This window comes from Streptomyces rishiriensis, assembly GCF_030815485.1.
Lineage (GTDB): Bacteria > Actinomycetota > Actinomycetes > Streptomycetales > Streptomycetaceae > Streptomyces > Streptomyces rishiriensis_A.
This window is the reverse complement of record NZ_JAUSWV010000002.1, coordinates 7,806,366-7,828,738: the sequence shown is the minus strand read 5'-3', so window position 1 is coordinate 7,828,738 and position 22,373 is coordinate 7,806,366. Positions and strand designations below refer to the sequence as shown.

General features: G+C 71.4%; 22 protein-coding genes, 1 tRNA gene and 1 pseudogene. 10 read left to right on the top strand and 14 right to left on the bottom strand.

Translation table 11 applies throughout. From position 1 onward, the window contains the following. The first annotated feature begins 117 nt into the window (after positions 1 to 117). The 3 genes from QF030_RS37145 (at position 118) to nadE (ending at position 2,310) form a co-directional block, all read left to right on the top strand. A complete protein-coding gene (locus QF030_RS37145; RefSeq protein WP_307166950.1) occupies positions 118 to 873 on the top strand; it encodes an esterase/lipase family protein in 756 nt (251 codons plus the stop codon). A 202-nt stretch (positions 874 to 1,075) separates the two neighbouring features. After that, the gene (locus QF030_RS37140; RefSeq protein ID WP_373428860.1) at positions 1,076 to 1,339 is read left to right on the top strand and encodes an SMP-30/gluconolactonase/LRE family protein; all 264 of its coding nucleotides are present in this window, start codon (positions 1,076 to 1,078) and stop codon (positions 1,337 to 1,339) included. Between the two features lie 140 nt (positions 1,340 to 1,479). Next, the gene (gene nadE / locus QF030_RS37135; protein ID WP_307166949.1) at positions 1,480 to 2,310 is read left to right on the top strand and encodes an ammonia-dependent NAD(+) synthetase; all 831 of its coding nucleotides are present in this window, start codon (positions 1,480 to 1,482) and stop codon (positions 2,308 to 2,310) included. Between the two features lie 114 nt (positions 2,311 to 2,424). On the opposite strand, the gene QF030_RS37130 is transcribed toward nadE, so the two are convergent. The 6 genes from QF030_RS37130 to QF030_RS37105 all read right to left on the bottom strand — a co-directional run bounded on the left by QF030_RS37130 (position 2,425) and on the right by QF030_RS37105 (position 11,506). Next, the gene (locus tag QF030_RS37130; RefSeq protein ID WP_307167827.1) at positions 2,425 to 3,345 is read right to left on the bottom strand and encodes an amidohydrolase family protein; all 921 of its coding nucleotides are present in this window, start codon (positions 3,343 to 3,345) and stop codon (positions 2,425 to 2,427) included. Positions 3,346 to 3,585: 240 nt separating this feature from the next. Then, the gene (locus QF030_RS37125) at positions 3,586 to 6,648 is read right to left on the bottom strand and encodes a glycosyl hydrolase family 95 catalytic domain-containing protein (RefSeq protein WP_307166948.1); all 3,063 of its coding nucleotides are present in this window, start codon (positions 6,646 to 6,648) and stop codon (positions 3,586 to 3,588) included. Between the two features lie 262 nt (positions 6,649 to 6,910). Further along, positions 6,911 to 7,624: a FadR/GntR family transcriptional regulator gene (locus QF030_RS37120; RefSeq protein ID WP_307166947.1), complete on the bottom strand. Its 714-nt coding sequence runs from the start codon at positions 7,622 to 7,624 to the stop codon at positions 6,911 to 6,913. 85 nt (positions 7,625 to 7,709) lie between these two features. After that, on the bottom strand, positions 7,710 to 8,750 hold the full coding sequence (locus tag QF030_RS37115) for an ABC transporter permease (RefSeq protein ID WP_307166946.1): 1,041 nt from the start codon (positions 8,748 to 8,750) through the stop codon (positions 7,710 to 7,712). 2 nt (positions 8,751 to 8,752) lie between these two features. After that, positions 8,753 to 10,336: a sugar ABC transporter ATP-binding protein gene (locus QF030_RS37110; protein ID WP_307166945.1), complete on the bottom strand. Its 1,584-nt coding sequence runs from the start codon at positions 10,334 to 10,336 to the stop codon at positions 8,753 to 8,755. Between the two features lie 117 nt (positions 10,337 to 10,453). Continuing rightward, positions 10,454 to 11,506, bottom strand: coding sequence for a sugar ABC transporter substrate-binding protein (locus QF030_RS37105; RefSeq protein WP_307166944.1), 1,053 nt, complete (start codon positions 11,504 to 11,506; stop codon positions 10,454 to 10,456). Positions 11,507 to 12,563: 1,057 nt separating this feature from the next. Between QF030_RS37105 and QF030_RS40700 the strand changes: the two are divergent. The 3 genes and pseudogenes from QF030_RS40700 to QF030_RS37090 all read left to right on the top strand — a co-directional run. Then, a pseudogene (locus tag QF030_RS40700) lies at positions 12,564 to 12,689 on the top strand (fumarylacetoacetate hydrolase family protein); the annotation flags it as partial. 11 nt (positions 12,690 to 12,700) lie between these two features. After that, positions 12,701 to 14,038, top strand: a complete 1,338-nt coding sequence (locus QF030_RS37095) for an L-fuconate dehydratase (protein WP_307166942.1) — start codon at positions 12,701 to 12,703, stop codon at positions 14,036 to 14,038. After that, on the top strand, positions 14,035 to 14,790 hold the full coding sequence (locus tag QF030_RS37090; RefSeq protein ID WP_307166941.1) for an SDR family NAD(P)-dependent oxidoreductase: 756 nt from the start codon (positions 14,035 to 14,037) through the stop codon (positions 14,788 to 14,790). The genes QF030_RS37095 and QF030_RS37090 overlap by 4 nt, the downstream gene beginning before the upstream one ends. A gap of 60 nt (positions 14,791 to 14,850) precedes the next feature. Here the strand turns inward: QF030_RS37090 and QF030_RS37085 are convergent, their stop codons facing one another. Continuing rightward, positions 14,851 to 15,906, bottom strand: coding sequence for a DMT family transporter (locus tag QF030_RS37085; RefSeq protein WP_307166940.1), 1,056 nt, complete (start codon positions 15,904 to 15,906; stop codon positions 14,851 to 14,853). Next, a complete protein-coding gene (locus tag QF030_RS37080; RefSeq protein ID WP_307166939.1) occupies positions 15,903 to 16,553 on the bottom strand; it encodes a TetR/AcrR family transcriptional regulator in 651 nt (216 codons plus the stop codon). Before QF030_RS37080 ends, QF030_RS37085 begins: the two co-directional genes overlap by 4 nt. Before the next feature lie 168 nt (positions 16,554 to 16,721). Here QF030_RS37080 and QF030_RS37075 point away from each other — a divergent pair, with 168 nt between their 5' ends. Continuing rightward, the gene (locus QF030_RS37075) at positions 16,722 to 17,687 is read left to right on the top strand and encodes a YihY/virulence factor BrkB family protein (RefSeq protein WP_307166938.1); all 966 of its coding nucleotides are present in this window, start codon (positions 16,722 to 16,724) and stop codon (positions 17,685 to 17,687) included. Between the two features lie 84 nt (positions 17,688 to 17,771). Here QF030_RS37075 and QF030_RS37070 read toward each other — a convergent pair whose 3' ends face one another. Together QF030_RS37070 and QF030_RS37065 are read right to left on the bottom strand one after the other, a co-directional pair. After that, the gene (locus QF030_RS37070) at positions 17,772 to 18,197 is read right to left on the bottom strand and encodes a DUF6003 family protein (RefSeq protein WP_307166937.1); all 426 of its coding nucleotides are present in this window, start codon (positions 18,195 to 18,197) and stop codon (positions 17,772 to 17,774) included. 220 nt (positions 18,198 to 18,417) lie between these two features. After that, positions 18,418 to 19,089: a beta-glucanase gene (locus QF030_RS37065; protein WP_307166936.1), complete on the bottom strand. Its 672-nt coding sequence runs from the start codon at positions 19,087 to 19,089 to the stop codon at positions 18,418 to 18,420. A 210-nt stretch (positions 19,090 to 19,299) separates the two neighbouring features. Here QF030_RS37065 and QF030_RS37060 point away from each other — a divergent pair, with 210 nt between their 5' ends. Beyond that, on the top strand, positions 19,300 to 19,530 hold the full coding sequence (locus QF030_RS37060; protein ID WP_307166935.1) for a hypothetical protein: 231 nt from the start codon (positions 19,300 to 19,302) through the stop codon (positions 19,528 to 19,530). A 94-nt stretch (positions 19,531 to 19,624) separates the two neighbouring features. On the opposite strand, the gene QF030_RS37055 is transcribed toward QF030_RS37060, so the two are convergent. Next, the gene (locus QF030_RS37055; RefSeq protein ID WP_307166934.1) at positions 19,625 to 19,963 is read right to left on the bottom strand and encodes a DUF3140 domain-containing protein; all 339 of its coding nucleotides are present in this window, start codon (positions 19,961 to 19,963) and stop codon (positions 19,625 to 19,627) included. After that, positions 19,963 to 20,190, bottom strand: coding sequence for a hypervirulence associated TUDOR domain-containing protein (locus QF030_RS37050; RefSeq protein WP_307166933.1), 228 nt, complete (start codon positions 20,188 to 20,190; stop codon positions 19,963 to 19,965). Before QF030_RS37050 ends, QF030_RS37055 begins: the two co-directional genes overlap by 1 nt. 330 nt (positions 20,191 to 20,520) lie before the next feature. On the opposite strand from QF030_RS37050, the gene QF030_RS37045 reads away from it, so the two are divergent. Together QF030_RS37045 and QF030_RS37040 are read left to right on the top strand one after the other, a co-directional pair. Next, on the top strand, positions 20,521 to 20,877 hold the full coding sequence (locus tag QF030_RS37045; protein ID WP_307166931.1) for a PRC-barrel domain-containing protein: 357 nt from the start codon (positions 20,521 to 20,523) through the stop codon (positions 20,875 to 20,877). A gap of 26 nt (positions 20,878 to 20,903) precedes the next feature. Continuing rightward, positions 20,904 to 21,077, top strand: coding sequence for a hypothetical protein (locus QF030_RS37040; RefSeq protein ID WP_307166930.1), 174 nt, complete (start codon positions 20,904 to 20,906; stop codon positions 21,075 to 21,077). A gap of 112 nt (positions 21,078 to 21,189) precedes the next feature. Here QF030_RS37040 and QF030_RS37035 read toward each other — a convergent pair whose 3' ends face one another. Further along, positions 21,190 to 21,648 (bottom strand): SRPBCC family protein, encoded by a 459-nt coding sequence (locus tag QF030_RS37035; RefSeq protein ID WP_307166929.1) that lies wholly within the window; start codon positions 21,646 to 21,648, stop codon positions 21,190 to 21,192. A 627-nt stretch (positions 21,649 to 22,275) separates the two neighbouring features. Beyond that, positions 22,276 to 22,349, bottom strand: a tRNA-Met gene (locus QF030_RS37030). Positions 22,350 to 22,373: the final 24 nt, after the last annotated feature.

Below are 22,373 nucleotides of genomic sequence, written 5' to 3'. Positions count from 1 at the left end.
CCACGGTCCGGGACGCCCGGCATCACCGCCACGCCGGTGATTTCGCCGATTGCTGCCTCGTCCGGCGCCACGACGCTGGTCAGGTCCAGCCACCCGCATCCTCGTCAGGAGGGCTCCATGCGTCGTCATGCCCCGCGCCGGCTTCTCGGTGTTCTCGCGGCCGCCACCGCCGCGTTCACCCTGTTCTCCGCAGCACCGACGGCCGTCGCCGCCACCGCGGCCCGCCCGGCCGCGTCGGTCGCCTCCACCGCCCGCTCGGCCGACGCGGCCGCCCAGCCGCTGTCGACGAGCACTCCGGTCGTCTTCGTCCACGGCTACACGGGCAGCGCGTCCAACTGGACCACCGCCATGAGCGTCTTCCGGCTCAACGGCTGGTCCAGCTCCAACCTCTTCGCCTACGAGTACAACTCCTACGGCAACAACATCACCAACGCCCAGGGACTCGCGACCTTCGTCAACACCGTGAAGGCGCGGACCGGTGCGAGCAAGGTCGCCATCGTCAACCACTCGATGGGCGGCCTCGTCAGCCAGTACTACCTGAAGGTCCTGGGCGGCAACACCAGCGTCAGCCACCTCGCCTCGATCGCCGGCGCGAACCACGGCACCACCTACGCCGGCGCCTGCCTCATGTACACGACCTGTCAGCAGATGTACCCGGGCTCGTCGTTCATCGCCCAGATCAGCGCGGGCGACGAAACGCCGGGCGCCACCGAGTACGCCACCTGGTACTCGGCGTGCGACGGCATCATCCTCCCCTACACCAGCACCCGGCTGGACGGCGCGACGAACAACAACGTGCTCTGCCAGACCCACATCGGCTACCTGACGGACACGGTCGTACTCGGCCAGATCGCCGACTTCATCGCCTCCTGAACCCTCGCACGAGCGGCCCCGGTGGCGACCGGCGCTCAGGCAACCCCCGGACACGCCCCGTTCCCGGCATCGCGACTGCCGGGAACGGGGCGCACGGCATGGGCCGGCCGGGGCCGGTCACCCGGCCTCACGTCTCGGACTCGCGCAGCGCCCGCGTCTACGCGTTCGAGTCCACGACGACGGCACACTCTCCGGGCGTGCGGTGTTCGCCGAGGCACCCGGGGGCGTCCACTTCGACAACATCCGTCTGGACGACCGGGGCCGCCTGTGGGCCGCCGCTCTGGACGACGGCGTCCACTGCCACGACCCCGACGGCACCCTCATCGGACGGCTCCGGGTACCGGAACCGGTCTCCGGCATCGCCTTCGGCGGGCCGAAGAACAACCGCCTGTTCATCACCGCCACCACCTCGTTGTACTCGCTGATGATGTCGGTGACGGGAACGCCCCGCGTGCGGTGCGCATAGCCGACGGCGGTCCGGGGCACTCCGTCCTGCGCGCCCCGCCGCCGGACAGCCACGGCCGTCCGACACTGTCCTACAGGCGTTCCTCCTCGTCCTCACGAGGCGGGGCGCCGCCACCTCGTGAACCGGACCCAGGAGCAGATGTGAACGACCCGGCCTCCCTCACCCTCCAGCAGGAGATCGCGCGGGAACTCGAGGTCGCCGAGACCTTCGAGGCCGAGGCGGAGATCGAACGCCGGGTGGCGTTCCTCGCGGAGCGGCTGACCTCCACCGGCCTGTCCTCGCTCGTGCTCGGCATCAGCGGTGGCGTCGACTCCACCACCGCCGGCCGTCTGTGCCGGCTCGCGGTCGAGCGAGCCCGCGACGCCGGGCACGAGGCGCGCTTCTACGCGATGCGGCTGCCCTACGGCGTCCAGGCCGACGAGCACCATGCCCAGCTCGCGCTCTCCTTCATCGAGCCCGATCACGTGCTGACCGTGGACATCAGGCCCGCGAGCGACGCCGCGCTCGAGGCCTTGCTGAGCGCCGACGTGGTGTTCCGCGACGCCCGCCACCAGGACTTCGTGCTCGGCAACATCAAGGCCCGGCAGCGCATGATCGCCCAGTACGCCGTGGCCGGCGGACACCACGGCCTGGTCGTCGGCACCGACCACGCGGCCGAGGCGGTCTCCGGGTTCTTCACCAAGTTCGGCGACGGCGCGGCGGACCTCGTCCCGCTGTCCGGTCTGACCAAACGCCGGGTGCGGGCCGTGGCGGAGGCGCTGGGAGCGCCGGCCGAGCTGGTGCACAAGGTGCCGACGGCCGATCTGGAGACCCTCGACCCCGGCAGGACCGACGAGGACGCGCTCGGGGTCGCCTACGACGACATCGACGACTTCCTGGAGGGCAGGCCGGTGACCGAAGGCGTCTTCAGGACGATCGTCGATCGCTACCGGCTCACGGACCACAAGCGCCGGCCGCCCATCGCTCCCTAGGAGTCAGCTGCACCGCCGGGTGCGTTCCGCCGGTACCGCGCGGTCCGTTGCTCCGCTGCGACGTCGGTCGGCGCCTTCACCGTCGCCGGAGTGGCAGGAACCACGGCCGGCCTCTCACAGGGCGAACAGCTCCGCCGCGTTGTCGTGGCACACCGCCCGCAGCCACTCGTCCCCCAGATCCAGCCGCTCCAGGGCCTGCAACTGGTGCACGTACGGATAGGGGATGTTGGGGAAGTCGGAGCCGAGCAGGACGCGGTCGCCGAGACCGGCCAGCCGGGGCAGAGCCCGGCGGGGGAACGGCATCAGCTCCTCGGCGAAGTCGGTGAACGCCATCGTCGTGTCCAGCCGTACCTCCCCGTACCGTTCGGCGAGGGTGAGGAACTCCTCGTACTCGGGCATCCCCAGATGCGCGACGACCAGACGCAGCCGGGGGTGCCTCGCCAGCACCCGCGCGATCGGTTCGGGTCCGGTGTGCTTGCCGGGGGCGGGCCCGGAGCCGCAGTGGATCACGACGGGGATCCCTGCCTCGGCCAGCAACCCCCAGGCGTCGTCGAGGAGTTCGTCGGCCGGATCGTACGCCCCCACCTGTACATGTGCCTTGAAGACCCGCGCGCCCGCCTCGACGGCCTCCCGGACGTACGTCTCGACGCCCGGCTCGGGATGGAGGGTGGCGGTGTGCAGACAGCCGGGGGTGCGGCGGGCGAAGTCGGTCGCCCAGTCGTTCAGCCAACGGGCCATGCCCGGCTTGTGCGGGTAGAGCATCGCGGTGAAGGCCCGTACGCCGAACTCCCTCAGCAGGGCCGTCCGTTCGGCCTCCTCGTTCCGGTAGGTGATCGGCCATTCGAGGCCGCCGGTCAGCGGTCCGAGCGCGTCGAAGTAGGCCCAGACCTTGCGCAGGACCCGCTCGGGCATGAAGTGCGTGTGCACGTCGACCAGCCCGGGAAGACCGAGCCGGTTCCAGAAGCGGCGCACCTCCCCGGCCTCTTCTCCCACGGGGGTGGGTGCGGCGGTACCACGGGGGTCGACGGGTTCCATGCGCTGATCGTCCATGGCGCCCACGATCGGCCGGGCGAGGCGGCGGGTCCACTCCTTCGCGCGGGGAATCGGTGAGGGATCCGTCACCCGGCCCGGCGGCCGCGCGGGTGGCCCCGGATCGGCAGGAGCCGTCGGCGGCCGGAGGGCGACGACCGGCCCTGCCGACGGCCCGTGCCGCCGCGCTGCGGGCGGCGGCACGGGCCGTCGGCACGGTGCTCGCGCTGCGATCCGGCGCCGCCGTCAGGGCCTGGCCGGCTTCACCCGCCTGTCGACGCCGTTCACCCGCACGGTGACGTCCTTCCGGTGGCGCGCCCGGTCGGCCACGATCTCGTAGGACGTCACCTTCCCGTTCCGCCACGCACAGCTGACCTCATAGCCGCCCCGGGCACGCAGCCCGGTGAAGGATCCCTCGGCCTTCCAGCCGTCCGGGAGCGCGGGCAGCAGGTCGATGACTCCGTCATGGCTCTGCAGGAGCATCTCCGCCACGGCGCCCGAGATGCCGAAGTTGCCGTCCATCTGGAACGGCGGGTGGTTGCAGAACAGGTTGGGCAGCGTGTTGTAGGTCAGCAGTCCGCGCAGCATGATCTGGGCGCGGCGGCCGTCCCGGAGGCGGGCGAAGAGGGCCGCCCGCCAGGGCCAGGTCCATGAGCGGCGGCTGTCGCCCGACACCGTCGCGGCCGTGAACGGGACGCCTTCCTCCTCGCCGCACCGGGCCTTGAGGGAGACGAGGGCCGCGGCGGCGAGGCCGGGCGTCCTGGGGGTGATCTGGCGGCCCGGATAGACCGCGAAGAGGTGCGAGGTGTGGCGGTGGATGTCGGTGGGGCTGTCGATGTCCTCCTGCCACTCCTGGAGCTGGCCCCACCGGCCGATCCTGTTCGGCGCGAGGCGCGCCTGCAGGTCCGCGACCTTGGCCCGGTAGGCGGGATCCGCCGTGAGCACCGCCTCGCAGTCGAGGTAGTTCTGGAACAGGTCCCAGATGATCTGCTGGTCGTACATGACGCCGTCCTCGCGCGGCCCGTGCTCCGGGGACCAGCCGTTCGGTGCGACGAGCAGCCCGTCCTCGCGCTCCTCGAGATGGTCCTCCCAGAACTCGCAGATCTCCTTGATCATGGGGTGGGCGACGGTGCGGAGGTAGGTCAGGTCCTGGGTGAACGCCCAGTGTTCGTACAGATGCTGGGCGTACCAGGCGCTCGCGACGGTGTTCCACTCCCACGCGTTCCCGCCGAAGATGCTCTGGCTGGTGCGGGCGGTCCAGCCGCGGGTGTCCCGGCCGAAGGCGTTGCGGGTCGCCACGCGGCTGGGCACCGCCACCTGCTCGATGAACCCGACGAGCGCCTCGTGGCACTCCGACAGGTTGGTCGTCTCGGCTCCCCAGTAGTTCATCTGGATGTTGATGTTGGTGTGATAGTCGGAGGCCCAGGCCGGCTGGTTGCTGTCGTTCCACAGGCCCTGGAGGTTGGCGGGCAGGCCGTTCGGGCGGGAGGAACTGATCAGCAGGTACCGGCCGTAGTCGAACATCGTCTGCTCGAGCGTGGGGTCCTCGCCGCCCGCCGCGTAACGCGCCAGTCGCGCGTCGGTGGGCAGAGCGACGACGGCGGCGGCGGAGCTGCCCCAGGCGACCGAGACGCGGTTCATGAGGGCGCGCGTCCGGGCGATGTGCTGGGCGCGCAGCCGGTCGTAGGGCCGCGCGGCCGCCCGGGCGAGCGCCTTCTCGACGATCGGTTCCGGAGCGGGTCCGCGCCATCCGGCGGCGGCGTCGAGCCTGTAGTCGGTGCGGGCGTCGAGGAACAGGGTGAGGGTCGCGCAGCCGCTGAACCGGAGCACCGACCCGTCGGCGCCGAGTTCGCCGTCGGTGGGTACCGCCTGGACGGTGCACGCGTGCCGGAGTCCGTTGCCCATGACGCCGCCGAAGGCGATCCGCCCGGCGTCCGCGTCGACGGTCGTCGGGGCCTGGTCCTGCGCGGACGTCAGCGAGATCGATCCGGAGAGTCCCTCGGGGCTGTCCGAGGTGTACCGGAAGACCATGACGTCCGCGGACCGGTCGGCGAAGGCCTCCCGCAGGACCCGCTGTCCCGGCGCGCCGAAGCGGGTGACGTGGAGGCCCTCGACGAAGTCGAGGGTGCGCCGGTAGTCGACGACCGCGCGCCGGGTGCGGGTGTCGAAGCCCTTGCCCGTCAGCGCGATCTCCGCGATCTGGAAACCGGCGGAGGACGCGCCGGGGACCAGGGTGAGCCGGTAGACGCGGTAGGCCGTGCTGTTGGTGAGGGGGAAGGTCCGGCTCTCGCCGCGCCCGGCGAAGGGCGCCCCCGGGTGCTGTGTGTCGAGGGTCGTCCAGGCGCTCCCGTCCTGCGAGGCCTCCAGTGTCCACTGCCGGGGGTCGTCCCGCGGGCGGTCGGGGGCCGCCGTCAGCGCGTACGAGGTGACGGCGACCGCGCGGGGCAGGTCGGCCTGCCAGACGACGGCGGGTGCGGAACCGTCGACCCGCCAGACGGTGGCCGGATCGCCGTCCCCGGCACGCGAGATGTCCCCGGCCCGGGACCCGGGCCGGGCCCCGGATCCCTGGGAGTGCCCGCTCGGCGACGACAGGTACACCGCCGCGTCCCCGCCGAGGTCGACGCCGGCCAGGCCGATCTCGCTCACCTGGAAGTGGCTCACGCCCGCCTTGGGGACGAAGTCGAACCGGTAGAAGCGGTAGGCCGCGCTGTCGGCACAGGTGAACTCCCTGGTCTGGAAGCGGCTCTCGAAGGGAGCCTCGAGGGTGCGGCTGTCCAGCGTGGTCCAGCCGGCGCCGTCGGCGGAACCGGAGAAGGTCCACTCCTGCGGGTCGCGCTGCGGCACGTCGTTGGCGCTCGTCAGACGGTAGCTCCCGACCGCGACGGGGTCGGGGAGTTCGACCTGCCACCGCACCTTCGGACCGGGGCCCTCGATGCACCACTTGGTGCTCGGCTCCCCGTCGTACGTCTTGTCGACGCCCTCCGACGGGGAGGAGCTGTACGGTCCGTCCGGCGCCGTGACCGTGGCCTCGGGACGGGAGGCGAAGGTGACGACGAGGTCGCCGAAGTCGCGGTACGAGCCGAAGCCGGTCATGCCGGTGTCGAAATCGCTGTCCGGCTTGCCGGCCAGCGCGTTGTCGTAGTTGTTGACCCCGCCCCACAGACTCTGCTCGTTGAACTGGACGCGCTCCTCGTAGGGATCGGCGAAGAGCATGGCGCCGAGCCGCCCGTTGCCGATGGGCAGGGCCTGCGACTGCCAGTCCGCTGCGGGGCGGAGTACGTCAGCGCCTTGCGCGACAGGGTCGGCCACTGGATGCCCGCCGACGCGTGCGCCACCGCGGCGACGGCCTGTCCGGTAGGCGTGGTGCCCGTCAGCTGAGTGGCCAGAGGTGCGACGGCCAGAGCGCCGCCGAGCTTGAGGATGCTTCGTCTCAGCGGTGGGGGTTCATTGATCACAGTAGGATCTCCCGGCCTATTCATCGGCTCTTTAGCGGAGGAAGTAGCAGCCGCATCGACGTCCATCGAGGGCTTGGTCGTCCGTGACCATCTTCTCGGGAAGATAGATCGGATGTCTAGAGGTATGATCCGCCGTCGGCTGACGGTGCGTCCGCCTGGACGCAGCTCGCGGCGAGCCACTGCTCGACGGCGGCGACATGCACCGTGGCCGCGGACACGGCCAACAGTGCGTCACGTGTCTGAAGCGCGCGCAGGATCTCCTCGTGCTCCGCGTGGGCGCGCTCCACGGCGCGCCGGGCGCTGCTCCCGCGCACGATGCGGACGCGCTGGGTACGGGTGGAGAGGACGCGCAACAGCATGGACAGCACGGGGTTGCCCACGGCTTCGACGATGCGCAGATGGAAGGCGATGTCGTGGGCGACGAACTCTTCGACGGTGGCGGCCGCCCGGGAGCGCTCCAGGACGGCGCCGAGTTCCTCGAGGTCGGACGAGGTCAGCAGGGTGGCTGCCAGCCCGGTCGCCGGCGGCTCCATCAGCCTGCGCACCTGCAGCAGTTGCAGGGCGGTCCGCCCGTGGGAGACATCTGCGGCGAAGGACATCGTCTCGAGCAGCAGGTGCGGCTCCAGGCTGGACACATAGGTGCCGTCGCCCTGCCGGGTGACCAGGATGCGCATGGCGGTCAGCGCGCGGACCGCCTCGCGCAGCGAGCTGCGGGACAGCCCGAGCTGACCGGCGAGGGCGTCCTCCTTGGGCAGTCGGGAGCCCGGCGCGAGCTCGCCCGCGACGATCATCGCCTTGATCTTCTCCATCGCCTCGTCCGTCAGTGCCACGAGGGGTGCCTCCCTGTCCCGAAGGAACACGGCGGGGCCGAACGCGGACCCGCGGCGGGCCCGCGCGACGCCCCGGGTACCGCGTCTACTCCTGCTTCTCGCCGGAGGCGAAGCGGGAGATGATCAGCGCGACGATGATGATCGCGCCGTTGAGGAACTGGTTCCACAGCGGCGGTACGCCCGCCAGCGTCATCACGTTGACCACCAGTTGGAGCGTCAGCACACCGGTGAGCGCGCCGAACACCGAGCCCTTGCCGCCGTTGAGGCTGACCCCGCCGATGACCGTCGCGGCGAAGACCTGGAAGATCCAGCCGCTGCCCTGGGTGGCGGAGATGGAGCCGTAGTGACCGCTGTAGAGAATGCCGGCGAAGGCGGCCAGCAGACTGCCGATGACCAGGACGACCCACACGATCCGGTCGACCCGTATGCCGGCGGTCCGGGCGGCCTCCGCGTTGCCGCCGATGGCGTAGAGCGCCCGCCCGTGCCGCAGCCAGGCCAGCGCGCAGCCGCCGGCGGCGAACAGCACCGCGCAGATCCAGATGGCGGCCGGGACGCCCAGCCAGGAGGCCTTGCCCAGGTAGGTGAAGGAGGGGGGCAGATCCACGATGGACTGCCCTTCGGACAGGGCCACTTGGAGTCCGCGTAGCATGGTCAGCCCGCCGAGCGTGACGATGAACCCGTTGAGGCGCAGCTTCAGGATGAGGAAGCCGTTGAGAGCCCCGATCGCCACCCCGACGAGAAGGCAGAGCGGGATCGCCGTCCACTGCGGGAAGAGCCCCACACCGTTGAACCGGCCGCCGCTGGTGGGCAGGACGAGCCAGACGGCGATGACGGGCGCCACCCCGATCGTGGACTCCAGCGACAGGTCCATCCGGCCGACGATCAGGATCAGCGCCGTGGCGAGGACGAGCAGGCTCAGCTCGGTGGACTGCTGGGCCACGCCGATGAGGTTGTCGGAGGTGAGGAAGGCCGGGGAGACGATGAACCCGATCAGCCCGAGGACGAGAATGGCGGGAACGAGGGACAGCTCACGGAAGCGGCCGAGATCGAGCCCGCGCCGGGTGCTCTTGGCGGTCGTCCGCGCCACGCTCGCTGCGGGGTCGGTGACGTCGGTGGTGGCGGACATGGCTACCTTCCGTGCTCTTCGGTGTCGGCTGCTGCGGGGGTACCGGCGACGCCTTCCATGGCGGCGACCATCTGTTCGTCCTTCCAGCCGCGGTCGAACTCCGCGACCGCGCGTCCGTGGAACATCACGACGACCCGGTCGCACACCCTGAGGTCGTCGAGTTCGTCGGAGACGATCAGCGCGGCCTTCCCGGCTCCGGCGACCTCACCGATCCTGGCGAGCAGGAACTCCTTGGACTTGACGTCCACTCCGTTGGTGGGCCGGATGGCGACCAGCACATGGGGGTCGGTGGCCAACGCCCGGGCCACCACGACCTTCTGCTGGTTGCCGCCGGAGAGCGCGGAGACCGGGGTGCCCGCGCCCGGCGTCTTGATGTCGAGATCACGGATCATCCGCTGGGCGAAGGCCCTGGTCCGGGCCGGCAGGACGGTACCGAAGGGGCCGAGCTGGTCGGTGACGGTGAGGGTCGCGTTCTCGGCCACGCTGCGGTTGTTGACGAGGCCCTGGACATGGCGGTCCTCCGGCACGAGACCGATGCCGGCGGCCAGGGACGCCGGGACGCTGCCGGTACGGACGGTCCGGCCGTCGACCGAGACCCTGCCTCCCTCGGCGCGGTGCAGTCCGGCGACGGCCTCCCCCACCTGGACGTTGCCGCTGGCCGTCGCGCCCGCGAGGCCGACCACCTCACCGGTGCGGACGGAGAGCGACAGGTCGCGGCAGGCGCCGGCCAGGGTCAGCCCCTCGACGCGCAGCAGCTCCTCGGAGCCGGCCGGAGAAGCCGGGGAGGCCGCCCTCGCGTCGTGGGCGTCCGTCGTCGTGGCGGACTCGCCGGTCATGGCCTCGACCAGCTCGTGCTTGCCGAGTCCGGCCACCGCCGCGGTACGGATGTGGGCCGCGTCGCGGTAGACGGTGACGGTGGTGCACAGGTCGTAGACCTCTTGCAGATGGTGGGAGATGAAGAGGAAGGCGACGCCCTGCCGCTGGAGGTCCCGGAGCCTGTCGAAGAGCCGGTCGATTCCGCGGGCGTCCAGCTTGGCGGTCGGTTCGTCCAGGACGATGAACCGGGCGCCGAAGGACAGGGCCCGTGCGATCTCGACGAACTGCCGCTGCTCCACGGTGAGATGCCTGGCCCGGACCGAGGGATCGACGTCCACGCCGTACTCGCCGAGGAGCTGCTCGGCGCGCTGCCGCAGGTCCTTCCAGCGGATGGGGCGCAGCGCGGAGTCGCTCTGCCGGTTGAGGAAGAGGTTCTCGGCGACGGTCAGGTCACCGATGATCGTGGACCGCTGGTAGACGCACGCCACCCTGGACCGCCAGGCGTCGATGTCGCCGAAGGCGGGCGCCGGTTCGCCGGAGAAGCGCAGGGTGCCGGTGTCGGGCTGCTGAAGCCCGGTGAGGACGGACACGAGCGTCGACTTGCCTGCGCCGTTGCGTCCGACCAGGGCGTGCGACTCGCCCTCGGCGATGGTGATGCGGGCGTCGCGCAGGGCGACGGTGGCGCCGTACCGTTTGCTGATTCCGGTCGCCTCGGCCACCGGGGCGCGGCTCACGGCGCCGGGAGCCGGGGCGGTCGCGGAGTCCGCCATGGTGAATACCGTCCTTCTGGTCCGGATACGGGGGTACGGGCGAGGCGGGGGCAAAGGGCCGGGGTGCGCCGGCCCCTCCGCGTGTCGGCCGCCGGGAGGCCGGTCGCCGACCGGTCGCTAGCCGACGTTGTTGCCCCACAGCGTCTTGTCCTCGACGTTCTCCTTGGTCACCAGCGGGGCGGGCAGCTGGTCCTCGAGACCGTTGGGGATCTCGATGATCGTCGAGTCGTGGTCGGTCTTCCCCGCCTTGAAGGTCTTGCCGTCGGCCGCCGCCTGGGCGTAGTAGAGCGCGTACTTGGCGTAGAGGTCGGCGGGCTGCGAGACGGTCGCGTCGATCTGGCCCTTGCGGATCGCGTCGAACTCCTGCGGGATGCCGTCGTTGGAGATGATGGAGATGTGCCCCTTCTGGCCGGCCGGCTTGAGCAGGCCCTTCTGCTCCAGCAGGGCCAGGGTCGGCTGGAGGAACACGCCGCCCGCCTGCATGTAGACGCCGTTCAGGTCGGGGTGCTGGGCGAGCAGGCTCTGCAGCTTGGCCGAGGCGACGTCGCCCTTCCAGTCGGTGGGCAGCTCGAAGACCTTGATCTTCGGGAACTTCTCCTTCATGCAGGCGGCGAAGGCCTCGGATCGGTCGCGCCCGTTGATGGAGTCGAGGGCGCCCTGGAGTTCGGCGACCTTGCCCGTACCGCCGAGCTGCTTGCCGAGGAACTCGCAGGCCTTGGTGCCGTACGCCTTGTTGTCGGCGCGTACCACCATGTAGACGTCACCCTTGTCGGGGCGGGTGTCGACACTGACCACGGGGATCTTCTTCGAGGCGAGCGTGTCGAGGGTGGAGGCGATGGCGCCGGTGTCCTGGGGCGCCATGACGACCGCCTTGGCGCCGGTGTTCTGGAACACCTGCACGTTGGCGACCAGTTTGGTGACGTCGTTCTGCGAGTTGCTCAGCGGCAGGGCGTTGACGCCGTCGGCCTTGACGTCCTTCTTCACGTAGTCGGCGTAGGAGTTCCAGAAGTCCGAGTCGGAGCGCGGCAGGTCGATGCCGATGGCCGGCTTGTCCGCGCCGCCCGCCGCACCCGAGCTGGTGCTCTCGCGGTTGCATGCGGTGACGAGGGCGAGCGTCACGAGGACGGTGCCGGCTGCTGCGGCGGCGGAGCGGGTGCGAGCGAGCTTCATGGCCGTGTGTTTCTCCTTAGCCAGGGCAGGGCGGTGCGCGGCGGCGGCAGAGGCGTCCGCGCCCGGTGGGCGGGACGGGAACTCGAAGCGAGAGGGCGGCCGCTGCCGAGGGCGTGCACGGACCGTGCCGGCGGGGATGGGACGAGGGTGAAGCGGAGGGCCGAGAAAGCGGAACTGACAGCCGAGAGAAGACGGCCAAGCCGATTCCTCCGATGTATCCGGGACGACGTGGACGTTACGACGGCGTTGCCGACGTTGACAAGAGTCCGTCCCCAACTCTTTCCCGGGCACACCCCCGCAGACGGTCGCGCGTCCGGGGGACAACGTCGGCCGCATCCGACCGAGCGGGTCTGAGCTGGGCTTATCCTCCACCCTCCGATCCGGGGGCGACAGGCTCCGGAGTTCACGATTCGGCATAGTCCCGGTTCCGGCGACGAGACCCGGGCGCGGGAGACGCCAGGTCACCGCAGCGACCAGCGCGGAAGCACCTTGACGGCACGGGGTCGCAGGAGGCCTGGCAGGGCCGAGCCGAAGAGACCACCGCTCCGGAACCAGGCACTTTCGGCGCACATTCGTCCGATGGGGCCTCCGACGAGACCTGCCGGCCTCATGACGTCACTCCGGCGAATCACGACATGTCCCCGCGATCTTCGGTGGGTCCGAACGAGTCACCGTGGATTCATCCGAGGACTGCATTGCCGGGACGCCGGTCAGCCTTTACAGTCACGGAGTCGTCATTCCTCCGATGAATGCGGGTCGAGTCCGGACCGTGCGCGTGATCCGGCCGGTGACCTGTGCGAAGAGACGGACGGGGCTTGCCCGGCGGCTCTTCGCGGCACGCGGAGCGCACTCGTGGATGAAGCACCCATGGCAAGGGAGTTGCCCAGTGAAACTGCTACGCGTCGGCCCCCCGGGAGAGGAGCGGCCCGCGGTCCGCGTCGCCGACGACCGACTGGACCCGAGCTCGGCGACCCCCGAGATCGACGGCGCCTTTCTCTCCTGGGGTGGCGTCGACCGGGCGCGCGCGGCGGTCGAGGCCGGTGAGGTCGCCCACCCGGACACGGGTACGCCCGCGGGTGTCGCCCTCGGCCTGCCCGGCACTCCCCACCTCCGTCCCGGCGACACCGTCGAGCTCGAGATCGACGGGCTCGGCGGCCGGCGGCAGACCTTCGGCCAAGCGTGAAAGGCACCCCCTTGTCTGCAACCCCCGCCCGGATCACCTCGGTCGACACCTACGACATCCGCTTCCCGACCTCCCGGGAACTGGACGGCTCCGACGCGATGAACCCGGACCCCGACTACTCCGCCGCCTATGTGGTGCTGCGCACCGACGCCGCCGACGGGTGGGAGGGCCACGGCTTCACGTTCACGATCGGGCGCGGCAACGACGTCCAGGTCGCGGCGATCGGCGCCCTGCGCCCTCACCTCCTGGGCCGCTCCGTCGAGGACTTGTGCGCCGATCCGGGCTCGCTCAACCGCGACCTGATCGGCGACAGCCAGCTGCGCTGGCTCGGCCCCGAGAAAGGCGTCATGCATATGGCGATCGGGGCGGTGGTGAACGCCGTGTGGGACCTCACCGCCAAGCGGGCCGGGCAGCCCTTGTGGCGCCTGCTCGCCCACGCCGACCCCGAGTGGCTGGTCTCCCAGGTCGACTTCCGCTACATCGCCGACGCCCTCACCCCGCAGGACGCGCTGACCCTGCTGCGGGACGGGCGCGAAGGGCTCGACGGACGCGAGGCGGCGCTGCTGGATCGCGGCTATCCCGGCTACACCACCTCACCGGGCTGGCTCGGCTACTCCGACGAGAAGCTCACCCGGCTCGCCAAGGAAGCGGTCGCCGACGGCTTCACGCAGATCAAGCTGAAGGTCGGCGCCGACCTGGCGGACGACATCCGGCGGCTGCGCACCGCCCGCGCCGCCGTCGGTGACGGCATCCGTATCGCCATCGACGCCAACCAGCGCTGGAACGTCGACGAGGGCATCGAGTGGGTCCGGGCCCTCGGCGAGTTCGACCCGTACTGGATCGAGGAGCCCACCAGTCCGGACGACATCCTCGGCCACGCGGCCGTCCGCGCGGGGGTCGCGCCCGTGAAGGTCGCCACCGGCGAGCATGTCCAGAACCGCATCGTCTTCAAGCAACTGCTCCAGGCCGGCGCCCTCGACGTCGTCCAGATCGACGCCGCCCGCGTCGGCGGCGTCAACGAGAACCTCGCGATCCTGCTGCTGGCCGCGAAGTTCGGGGTGCCGGTGTGCCCGCACGCGGGCGGGGTGGGCCTGTGCGAGCTGGTGCAGCACCTGTCGATGTTCGACTACCTCGCCCTGTCCGGCACCACCGAGAACCGGGTCATCGAGTACGTCGACCACCTGCACGAACACTTCGTCGCCCCGGTGGTCATCCACGAAGGCCACTACACCGCGCCGCTCTCTCCGGGCTTCTCCGCCGCCATGCACCCCGGGTCCCTCGCCGAATACCGCTATCCCGACGGCACCTTCTGGGCCGCCGACCTCGCCGAAGGGGACAAGGCCTCATGACCGCCCTCTCGGGCCTCACGGCCCTCGTCACCGGCGGCGCCTCCGGCATCGGACTGGCCACCGCCGGGCTGCTGGCCGAGCAGGGCGCCGAGGTCGCCGTACTGGACCGGGAGCCGGCCGGGGTGGAGCGGCCGTTGCTCGCGCTGAAGGCCGACGTCACGGACGACGCCTCGGTACGGGCCGCGGTCGAGGAAGCCGCGGCGCGGTTCGGCGGCCTCGACATCCTCGTCAACAACGCGGGTATCGGCGCCGCGGGGACCGTCGAGGACAATTCCGACGAGCAGTGGCACCACGTCCTCGACGTCAATGTGATCGGCATGGTGCGGACGACCCGTGCGGCCCTGCCCCATCTGCGGCGCTCGTCCCACGCCGCCGTGGTCAACACCTGCTCCATCGCCGCCACGGCGGGTCTGCCGCAGCGCGCCCTGTACTCCGCCGCCAAGGGCGCCGTGCTGTCGCTGACCCTGGCGATGGCCGCCGACCACGTCCGCGAGGGCATCCGCTTCAACTGCGTCAACCCCGGCACCGCCGACACCCCCTGGGTGGCCCGCCTGCTGGACGCCGCCGACGATCCCGAGGCCGAACGAGCGGCTCTCCACGCCCGGCAGCCGATGGGCCGTCTGGTCACCGCGGACGAGGTCGCCGCCGCGATCGTCTACCTCGCGAGTCCCGCCGCCGCCAGCGTGACCGGCACCGCACTGGCCGTCGACGGCGGCATGCAGGGACTCCGGCTCCGCCCGGCCGCCGGGTGACGAGACCGGCCGAACGGCACGGCGCGCGGCGGGCTGCCGGCCCCGAACGCCCCTACCCCCTCACCGCACCGCCCGCTGACGCGCCGGCGCGCCGTCCTCTCCCGCGACCCGGCTCCCACCTCCGGCTGGACCACCGGTAAGGGCCCGCCTTCCTGGTGCGGTACGGGCCGGCGGGGTGGCAGGGGCCGGCGGAGCGGTACGGGCCGGCGTGGTGAGAACGGCGAGACAGCCGCCGACCAGGGCGATGCCGGTCCAGCCGAGCGGAGGGAGGCGTTCTCCGACGACCAGTACGGCGAGCACGGCCGCGACGGCGGGTTCCAGCAGCGACAGCGTGGTCGCGGTGCTCGCCGGGACGTGTGCGAGGCCCCAGCCGAACAGGACGTAGCCGGTGAACATGGGGACGAGGGCCATATAGGTGCCGACAGCCGCGTTGGACCAGGAGCCGAGCAGCGGGGCCCCGGTGGCCAGCAGCACGGGCAGAAGCAGCAGGCCGCCCAGCCCGAAGACGGCACCCATGGCCGCGCCGGAGGTGACCCCGCGGCTGATCAGGCGATGGGCCGCCCAGGTGTACAGGGCGTAGGTGAGACCTGCCACCAGGCCCAGCCCTACGCCGAGCAGGGTCGCCCGCACCGACCGGGCTCCGGCACCGGAATGCGACCGGGCGGCCTCCGCCGAACACAGCAGCACGGTTCCGGACAGGCCCAGAGCGGCGCCGGTCGTCCAGCGGCGGGTGAGACGGCGTTTGTCCACCACCCGTTCGATCACCGCCGACGCGAGGGGGGCCGAGCCGATCGACACGACGGTGCCGGCGGCGACTCCGGCCAGGTGCATCGAGGTGTAGAACGCCAGCGGGTAGACCCCCACCGCCAGCGCGCCGAGCAGGACCACCCCGCGCTGCGCGCGCAGCGCGGACGTCTCCCGCGCGATACGAGGGGCGGCCACGAGGGCTTGGAGGAGCCCGCCCAGGCCCATGGCGGCGGCCCCGATCGCAAGGGGCCCCACAGCGGGGGCGAAGGTCGCCGCGGTGCCCGTGGTGCCCCACAGCACCGACGCCGTCAGCACGCACAGCGAGCCCACGCCCACCGGGCCGACCGCGGGTCCGGCCGGCCGGGTCACAGCCGGTCCAGGAGGTCGGCCGCCATGGTCCGCGCGTGTTCCAGCCGCGTACCCGCGCCCTCCAGGCCGGCCCGTGCCATCGCACCTTCCAGCAGGAACGACAGTTGCTCCGCCATCGCGCCGGCCTCCTCGGGCCGGTCGGGCAGGGAATCCCGGAGATGCCCGTGGAGCAGGGCCTCGACCTCTTCCTTGTGCCGGCGCACCACGTCCCGCCCCTCGTGCCCCACGGGCAGTTCGGCAGCCGCGTTCAGCAGCCCGCACCCCCGGAAGCCGTCCTGGTAGGCGAAGGCTGCGTGGTCGGCGTACGCGTCGAAGACGGCCAGAACCCCGCCGCGCCCGTCCCGGACGTCCTCGAGCCGCCGCCGGTACAGGCCCAGCCACTCCTCGTGCCGCGCATCGAGGTAGGCCATCACCAGGTCGGCCTTCGAGGCGAAGTTGTTGTACAGACTCATCTTCGCCACGCCCGCCTCGGCGGTGATCGTGTCGATCCCCGTCGCCGACACGCCGTCCGCGTAGAAGCGTCGCGCGGCGGCGGCGAGCAGCCGCGTGCGCGCCTGGCCGCGAGGCCTTCCGGGGCTTGTCGCGGGCCGTTTCGCGGATCCGTCGCCCGGTGGCGACGCAGACGCGGCGGCGGGGATGTCACTCATTCCGTTCCCTCCCAGTTTTTAGGTAGGTCAGTCTACCTAGAAACCGGCCCACTCGACGCGCCGAATCCGTAGCCGAACCGATCCCGGTGCCGGTGCGTGATCGCGGTCCAGGGGGCAATGGGACAGTGAGCGTCGCCGGCAAGCGCACGACAAGGGAGCGTCATCGTCATGGGAACCACCGTCCACGTCCCGCAGACCCGGGACATGATCGGGGAAGAGCTCTCCGGAGACGAGGCGTTCACCGCGCTGCGCCACTACGGAGGGCTGCGGCTGCTGACCGACGCCTTCACCCGGTTCCGTTACGCGGACGGCTTCACCAACGCACGCGCGCTCGCCTTCCAGGTGGTGCTGGGCCTGGTGCCGTGCACCGTGGCGCTGGTCGGGCTGGCCACCTCGGTGCACACCGAGGGCGTGGGCCGGATCATCGAGCTGACTCTCGGGCGGATCGTGCCGGGCGCCAGCGCCGGCATCGTCGAGGACGCCTTCGACGGGACGCGGCGCACCGCCGACGGCGACGTGTGGAGCACACTCGCCCTCTGGCTGGGGCTGGCCTTCGCGCTGCTGAACCTCGCCTCCGCCATGGCGCAGATCGAGCGGGGCGCCAACCGCATCTACGGCATCGAGCGCGACCGCTCCTTCCCCCGCAAGTACGGCAGGGCGCTGATCCTGGCGCTGTCGGCCGGTCTGCCCCTGGGGCTGGGCTTCGTCGTGCTCGTGGCAGGCGAGGCTGTCGGCGACGCGATCGCGGAGACCGCGGGGTGGCAGGGCGGTGGGCCGCATTGGTGGGGCCTGCTCGACATCCCCGTGGGACTCGCGCTGGCCTGGGTGGCCTCCGCCGTGATCTTCCGGTGGTCGCCCCGCCGCAGGCAGCCGGGCTACACCTGGCTGGCCTTCGGATCCGGCGTGCACCTTCTGCTGTGGATCGCGGCCACCTGGACGCTCGCCCTCTACGTCGAGAAGAGCGGTGCCTTCGGCGCCCTGTACGGGCCGCTCACCGCGTTCATCGCCCTGCTGCTGTGGGCCAACCTCACGGCCGTCGCGCTGTTCCTCGGCATCGCGTTCGCCGCCCAGCTCGAGGCGGCCCGCGCCGGCATCGAAACGCCCGTGCGGCCGGACCCCGGCCCGGGTGCGTGACGCGCCGCCTCACGCCCTTCGCCGGGGTCCGTCACCGGTCGCCCGCCCGCCCTCACCCCATCACCGCGGCAGGCGGCCTGCACGTCACCGGCCGCCTGCCGCAGCGGTCACCGTCGCGGGGTCCACGCCGGTCAGCTCCACGATGCGGTGGGGCGGCACGCCGACGGCCAGGGCCCGCCCGATCAGATCGTCGCGACCGTCGGCGCAGTCGCGGTAGGCGAGGAGTTCCTCCTCTACCCGGGCGTGCACCGCGGGCGCCATGTGGTGGCGCACACGGTTCAGTTCCTCCTGGTTCAGCGGGACCGGCAGCCGTTCCGCTCCCTCGGGAACGGCCGTCCTCTCCTCCGGCGGCACGAGTCGCAGGCGGGGAGAGGTGGCCGTGCTCCCCTGAGCGTCCAGCCACGCGCGTACCGCCGTGGTCTCCATGCAGGCGAGGTCGCCGACGGCGGCCGGAGAGACTCCGAGCGCCACGGCGTCGTCCAGCAGAAACAGGTAGGCCTCGTCGGTCATGCTCGGCTCCTTGTCGACGGCGGACATCCGGCCACCACCGTGAGGGGGGGCCGATCGACGTCCCTCTACCCCACCGCACCCGGATTACCGTCGGAAGCGAACGCGTCATGCGCTCTCCACGGCGTCGGTGCGCGTGCTGGTCCTGCGCTGTCGACGGGACGTGGGACGGGCAGCCCGCCCTGCCCATCGGCCTCGCGACGCGGACCGGGACGTCACGCCGTCATGGGCCGGAGCCGCGATCGACGGCACGGTGCACCACCAGGCTCTCGACCGCGTACGACAACTCGGTGCTGGTCTCGTCGGGAGGCGGGTGGTAACGGCCCGCGCATACCGAGAGGTTGACGATGAGGTAGGCGTGCCATGAGGACCCGACACCCCGTCCGTCGGCGAAGACCCGCTCCCCGTTCAGCGACCAGACCACGCTGCGCCTGCCGAAGGTCACGCTCAGATCGACGACGCCACCGGGACGGACGGCTTCGTCGCGCACGTAACTGTGCCCCTCCCGCACGTGGTTGCTCAACTCCAGAAGATCGGGATTGTCCGGGTGGTACTCGAACACGTCCACCTCGTTGCCCCCGTCCCGCCAGGTCCAGATCGCCGGCCAGGAACCCGCCCCGGTGGGCAGGCGCACCCTGGTGTCGAGACGGTCTCCGGTGCGGACCATGAAGCCCTCGGCGCTCTCCTCGGTGGTCAACAGGCCCGTGTCCCACAGTCCGTCGGCTCTGCGCGTCGCGCGGAAGGTACCGGTGCGGGAGTACGAGGGGTCGGCCGTGAGGTGGTCCAGTTTGTTGTCGCCCGGGTTGGTGGGACCGCCGTCGGGGTAGGCCCAGGAACGGCCCGCGACCCACTGACGGTCGGAGGCGAAATCAGCTGTGAAGACGACTGCGCTCACCCGCGGGCTCCTCTGTCGCCGGGTACTGCGTCACATGCCGGATATCTCCCCCGCCCGGACCCGGCCATGCGGTGCCCGAAATTCGCGGACCCGCGATTCACTCGTTCGGCGTAGAGCGCGGGGCGCGGACCGGACGGCGCCCGCAACAAGCGCGCCCCCTCCGCCCTAGGCCCGCATGCGCTCGCCGGACGGAGGGCGCACGCTGTGGGCATGGGCCCTGCACACCCCGTCGTGATCTATCCGCCCGCCGCGGACGGTGGGCGGCGGGTGCGCGCGGGCGTCCACTTCCTGGGGATGGCGTACGGCCTGCTGGATGTCGCCGAGTTCCTCCGGGAAGCCGGGTGGGACGAGGCCGACGAGGCCTGCGTCGAGTCCTCCGCGCTGATCGAGTGGCGAGGCGGCGGCCCCGGGACCTGGCAGCACGGACCGAAGCGCCGGTGAGCCGGGCGGGTTGCGTGGGGACGACGCGAACGGCCTCGGTGGCAGGTACGGGCGAGGACGTCCTTCGGCTCGTCCGCCTCGCCGTCGCCGGTCATCACTCGGGGTCGTGGCCCCAGTTCATGAGGGAGTAGCGCCACGGGGTGTCGGTGATGTCGCCGTCGGGGCGCTGGGCGAGGTGGCGGTGCACGTAGCCGGTGACCTTGCGCATGTGGGCGAGGTCCTCGTCGGTGAGATCCGTCTTTTTCGTGTGCAGAAGCCTGATGATGCGCCGCCCGGAGGCGTGGCCGACGCTCTCGCCGCCCTCGCTCTGCCCGACGCTCTTCGACTCGTCGGTGTCCAGCCACTTCTCGAGCCGGCCGGCGGTCATGTTGACCGCCTCGTGGAACGCGTCGACGGTCTCGTCACGGCCGGTGGTCTCCGGCTTCCCCGCCATCAGGAGCGGCCGCCCTTCTTGCGCAGGGCGCCGGGCTTGTGCACCGCGGAGCGCCCGGTCTTGTCGCTCTCCACCTCGTACTGCGGTTCCTCACTCGAGGCGTCGACCGTGCGCCCTGCCGCCTCCGTACGCTCGGTGATCTTCTTCTTCACCTTCCCGGTCACGTTCTTGCCGTGGCTCTTCCACGAGACCTTGTCGCCCTTGCCCGGGTCGTCCTGCTTCGCCATGGCGCTCTCACCTCGAACCGCATGCCGCCGCGCCCGTCCGCGGCCCGTACGAGTGGGTCCGTCATCACTCCCAGACTCGCGCCGTCGGCTCGTTCACGCATCCGCACGTCGGCCGGGCACGGTCAGCGCGCCGGGGCAGGCCGCACCACCTTGCCCTGGTCTCTTCATGAGGCGGAAGTGCAGCCCGTACACCGACCGCGGGGCAGGGCCGGTTGACGGTCTTGGCGACCACCTTGCCGCCGGGGCAGGCTCGGGCCCGTGGGCGGCCGTGGTGTCCGCAGGTGACATCGGAGACACGAACGCGGGTACCCGCACGTGCGGAGGTAGCTCATGTTCGAGGCAAGCGACATCCGTGAGTGGCGAGGACACGACGTGGTGGACCCGCAAGGGCACAAGATCGGCGTCCTGGAGTCGGTCTACGTGGACACCGGGACCGACATGCCGTGCTTCGCCACGGTCACCGTCGGTCTTCCCACCCGCCGCCGTCTGGTGTTCGTGCCGCTCCTGGGGGCGACGGTCGGTCCGGGTTATCTGAAGGTCGCCCACGACAAGAACGCCGTGAAGAAGGCCCCGTCGATCGACCCCGACGGTGAACTGCACGCCCCGGAGGAACCGAAGGTCTTCGCACACTACGAACTGGACTACGTGCCGGGCATCGGGGGCGAGCGCCGCCTCGCCCGTCGCTGACGCACGTCGAGCCGCCGGGAGAGCCGATGAGCCTGTTTCTGTTCCTGATCCTCGTGGCCCTCGTCCTGGGCATCATCGGATTCGCGGTCCACGGGCTGTTCTACCTGTTGATCATCGGCGCCGTCGTGCTTCTCGCCGATCTCTGCTACGCCGTGGTCCGGTTCCGCCGTGGCGGAAGGAAGCACCGTATCGTCCGCTGACCAGCCTCGAACCGCCTGGCCGTCCACGCGGGCGGCCCGCCGTCAGCCCGTTCGGTGCGCGGCAAAGCGCCCCGGGCGCGTTCGGCCTGGGCGCCTGGGCGCGTTCGGGGCGTCAACGCGGCGGGATCGCCGCCTCGGCCGCCGCCTTGATGCGGGCGCCGAAGCCCGCGGCGTCCTTTCGGGCGGCGGCGAGCGCCAGGCCGACGAGGAGCTTGCCCAGCCCGTGGCCTTCGAGGACGTTGAAGATACGGACCCGGGTTCCGCCGCCGGGCAACGGCTCCAGGTCGTAACCGCCTTCACGTGCCGTCACGGTGTTCTTCGAGACCTCGGCCCAGCGCATGGTGGCCGGGGCTTCGAGAGCGGTGATGCGGAACTCCCTGGCGGACTTCATCCCGGCGTCCTTGACCGTGCTCCGGAAGACGGTGCCCACCGAGGTCGGGGCATCGGGAACCCGTTCGATCTTGAGGACACGGGGGCTGAACTGCGGATCGTTGCGTCCGTCGGCTAGGTAGGCGAACACCTCATCGACAGCCCGATCGACCTCCACCGTCGCTTCGAACTGTCCTGCCATGAGCACTCCCCATCGGTCGAGTCGCACGCGCGCGAAGGCCTCGCCGTACCGCGCGTCGTTTCCCGGCGGCACCGCGACCCCATAGGACCATCGAACACCCCGCGCGGCAATCGGCATTCCCCGCGAAGCGGGCGCCGTATACGGAGCGGAGCACCCGGGCGCGCCGGGCATGCGACCGACGAGGCGCCATGGGCACGCGGTCAGCGGAGCGGGCGTTCTGCCGCGGCACCTCGCGACGTCGGTTCCCCGCGGGTGTCGCGGTCTCGGGCGACCTGGCGTACGTGCTGACGCGGGCGGCGCCTGACGTGTCCGGGGAGACCGGATGACCTCCGAGAGGCTGAGGCCTCTGAGCGATCGCATCGCCGCCCGGGGAAGCGTGCCGTTGTTCAGCAGCTCGCCGTCCGCGGGTTCCGGCCGTCCGGCGTGAACGCGACCTGTGTGGCGACGTTCTGTCGACCCATCAGCTCCTGGGCGTGCGCCGCGAGGATGCCGGCGTGCCGCTGCCCTCCCCCAGCGACCGCCGAAGGTACCGGCTGCCGGCAGCCGGACGGTTGGCCGCCGGGGCTCGTCGCCGTCGCCACCGCGCATGACGCGGGCCCGCCGCGTGTGCGGCGGGCCCGGTCTTCGTGGCCGAGGCGGGATGTGAACCCGCGACCTCTGGGTCATGAGCCCAGCGAGCTGCCTATGTGCTCCACCCGGCGGTCTGCACCGTAGGACGCCGGGGC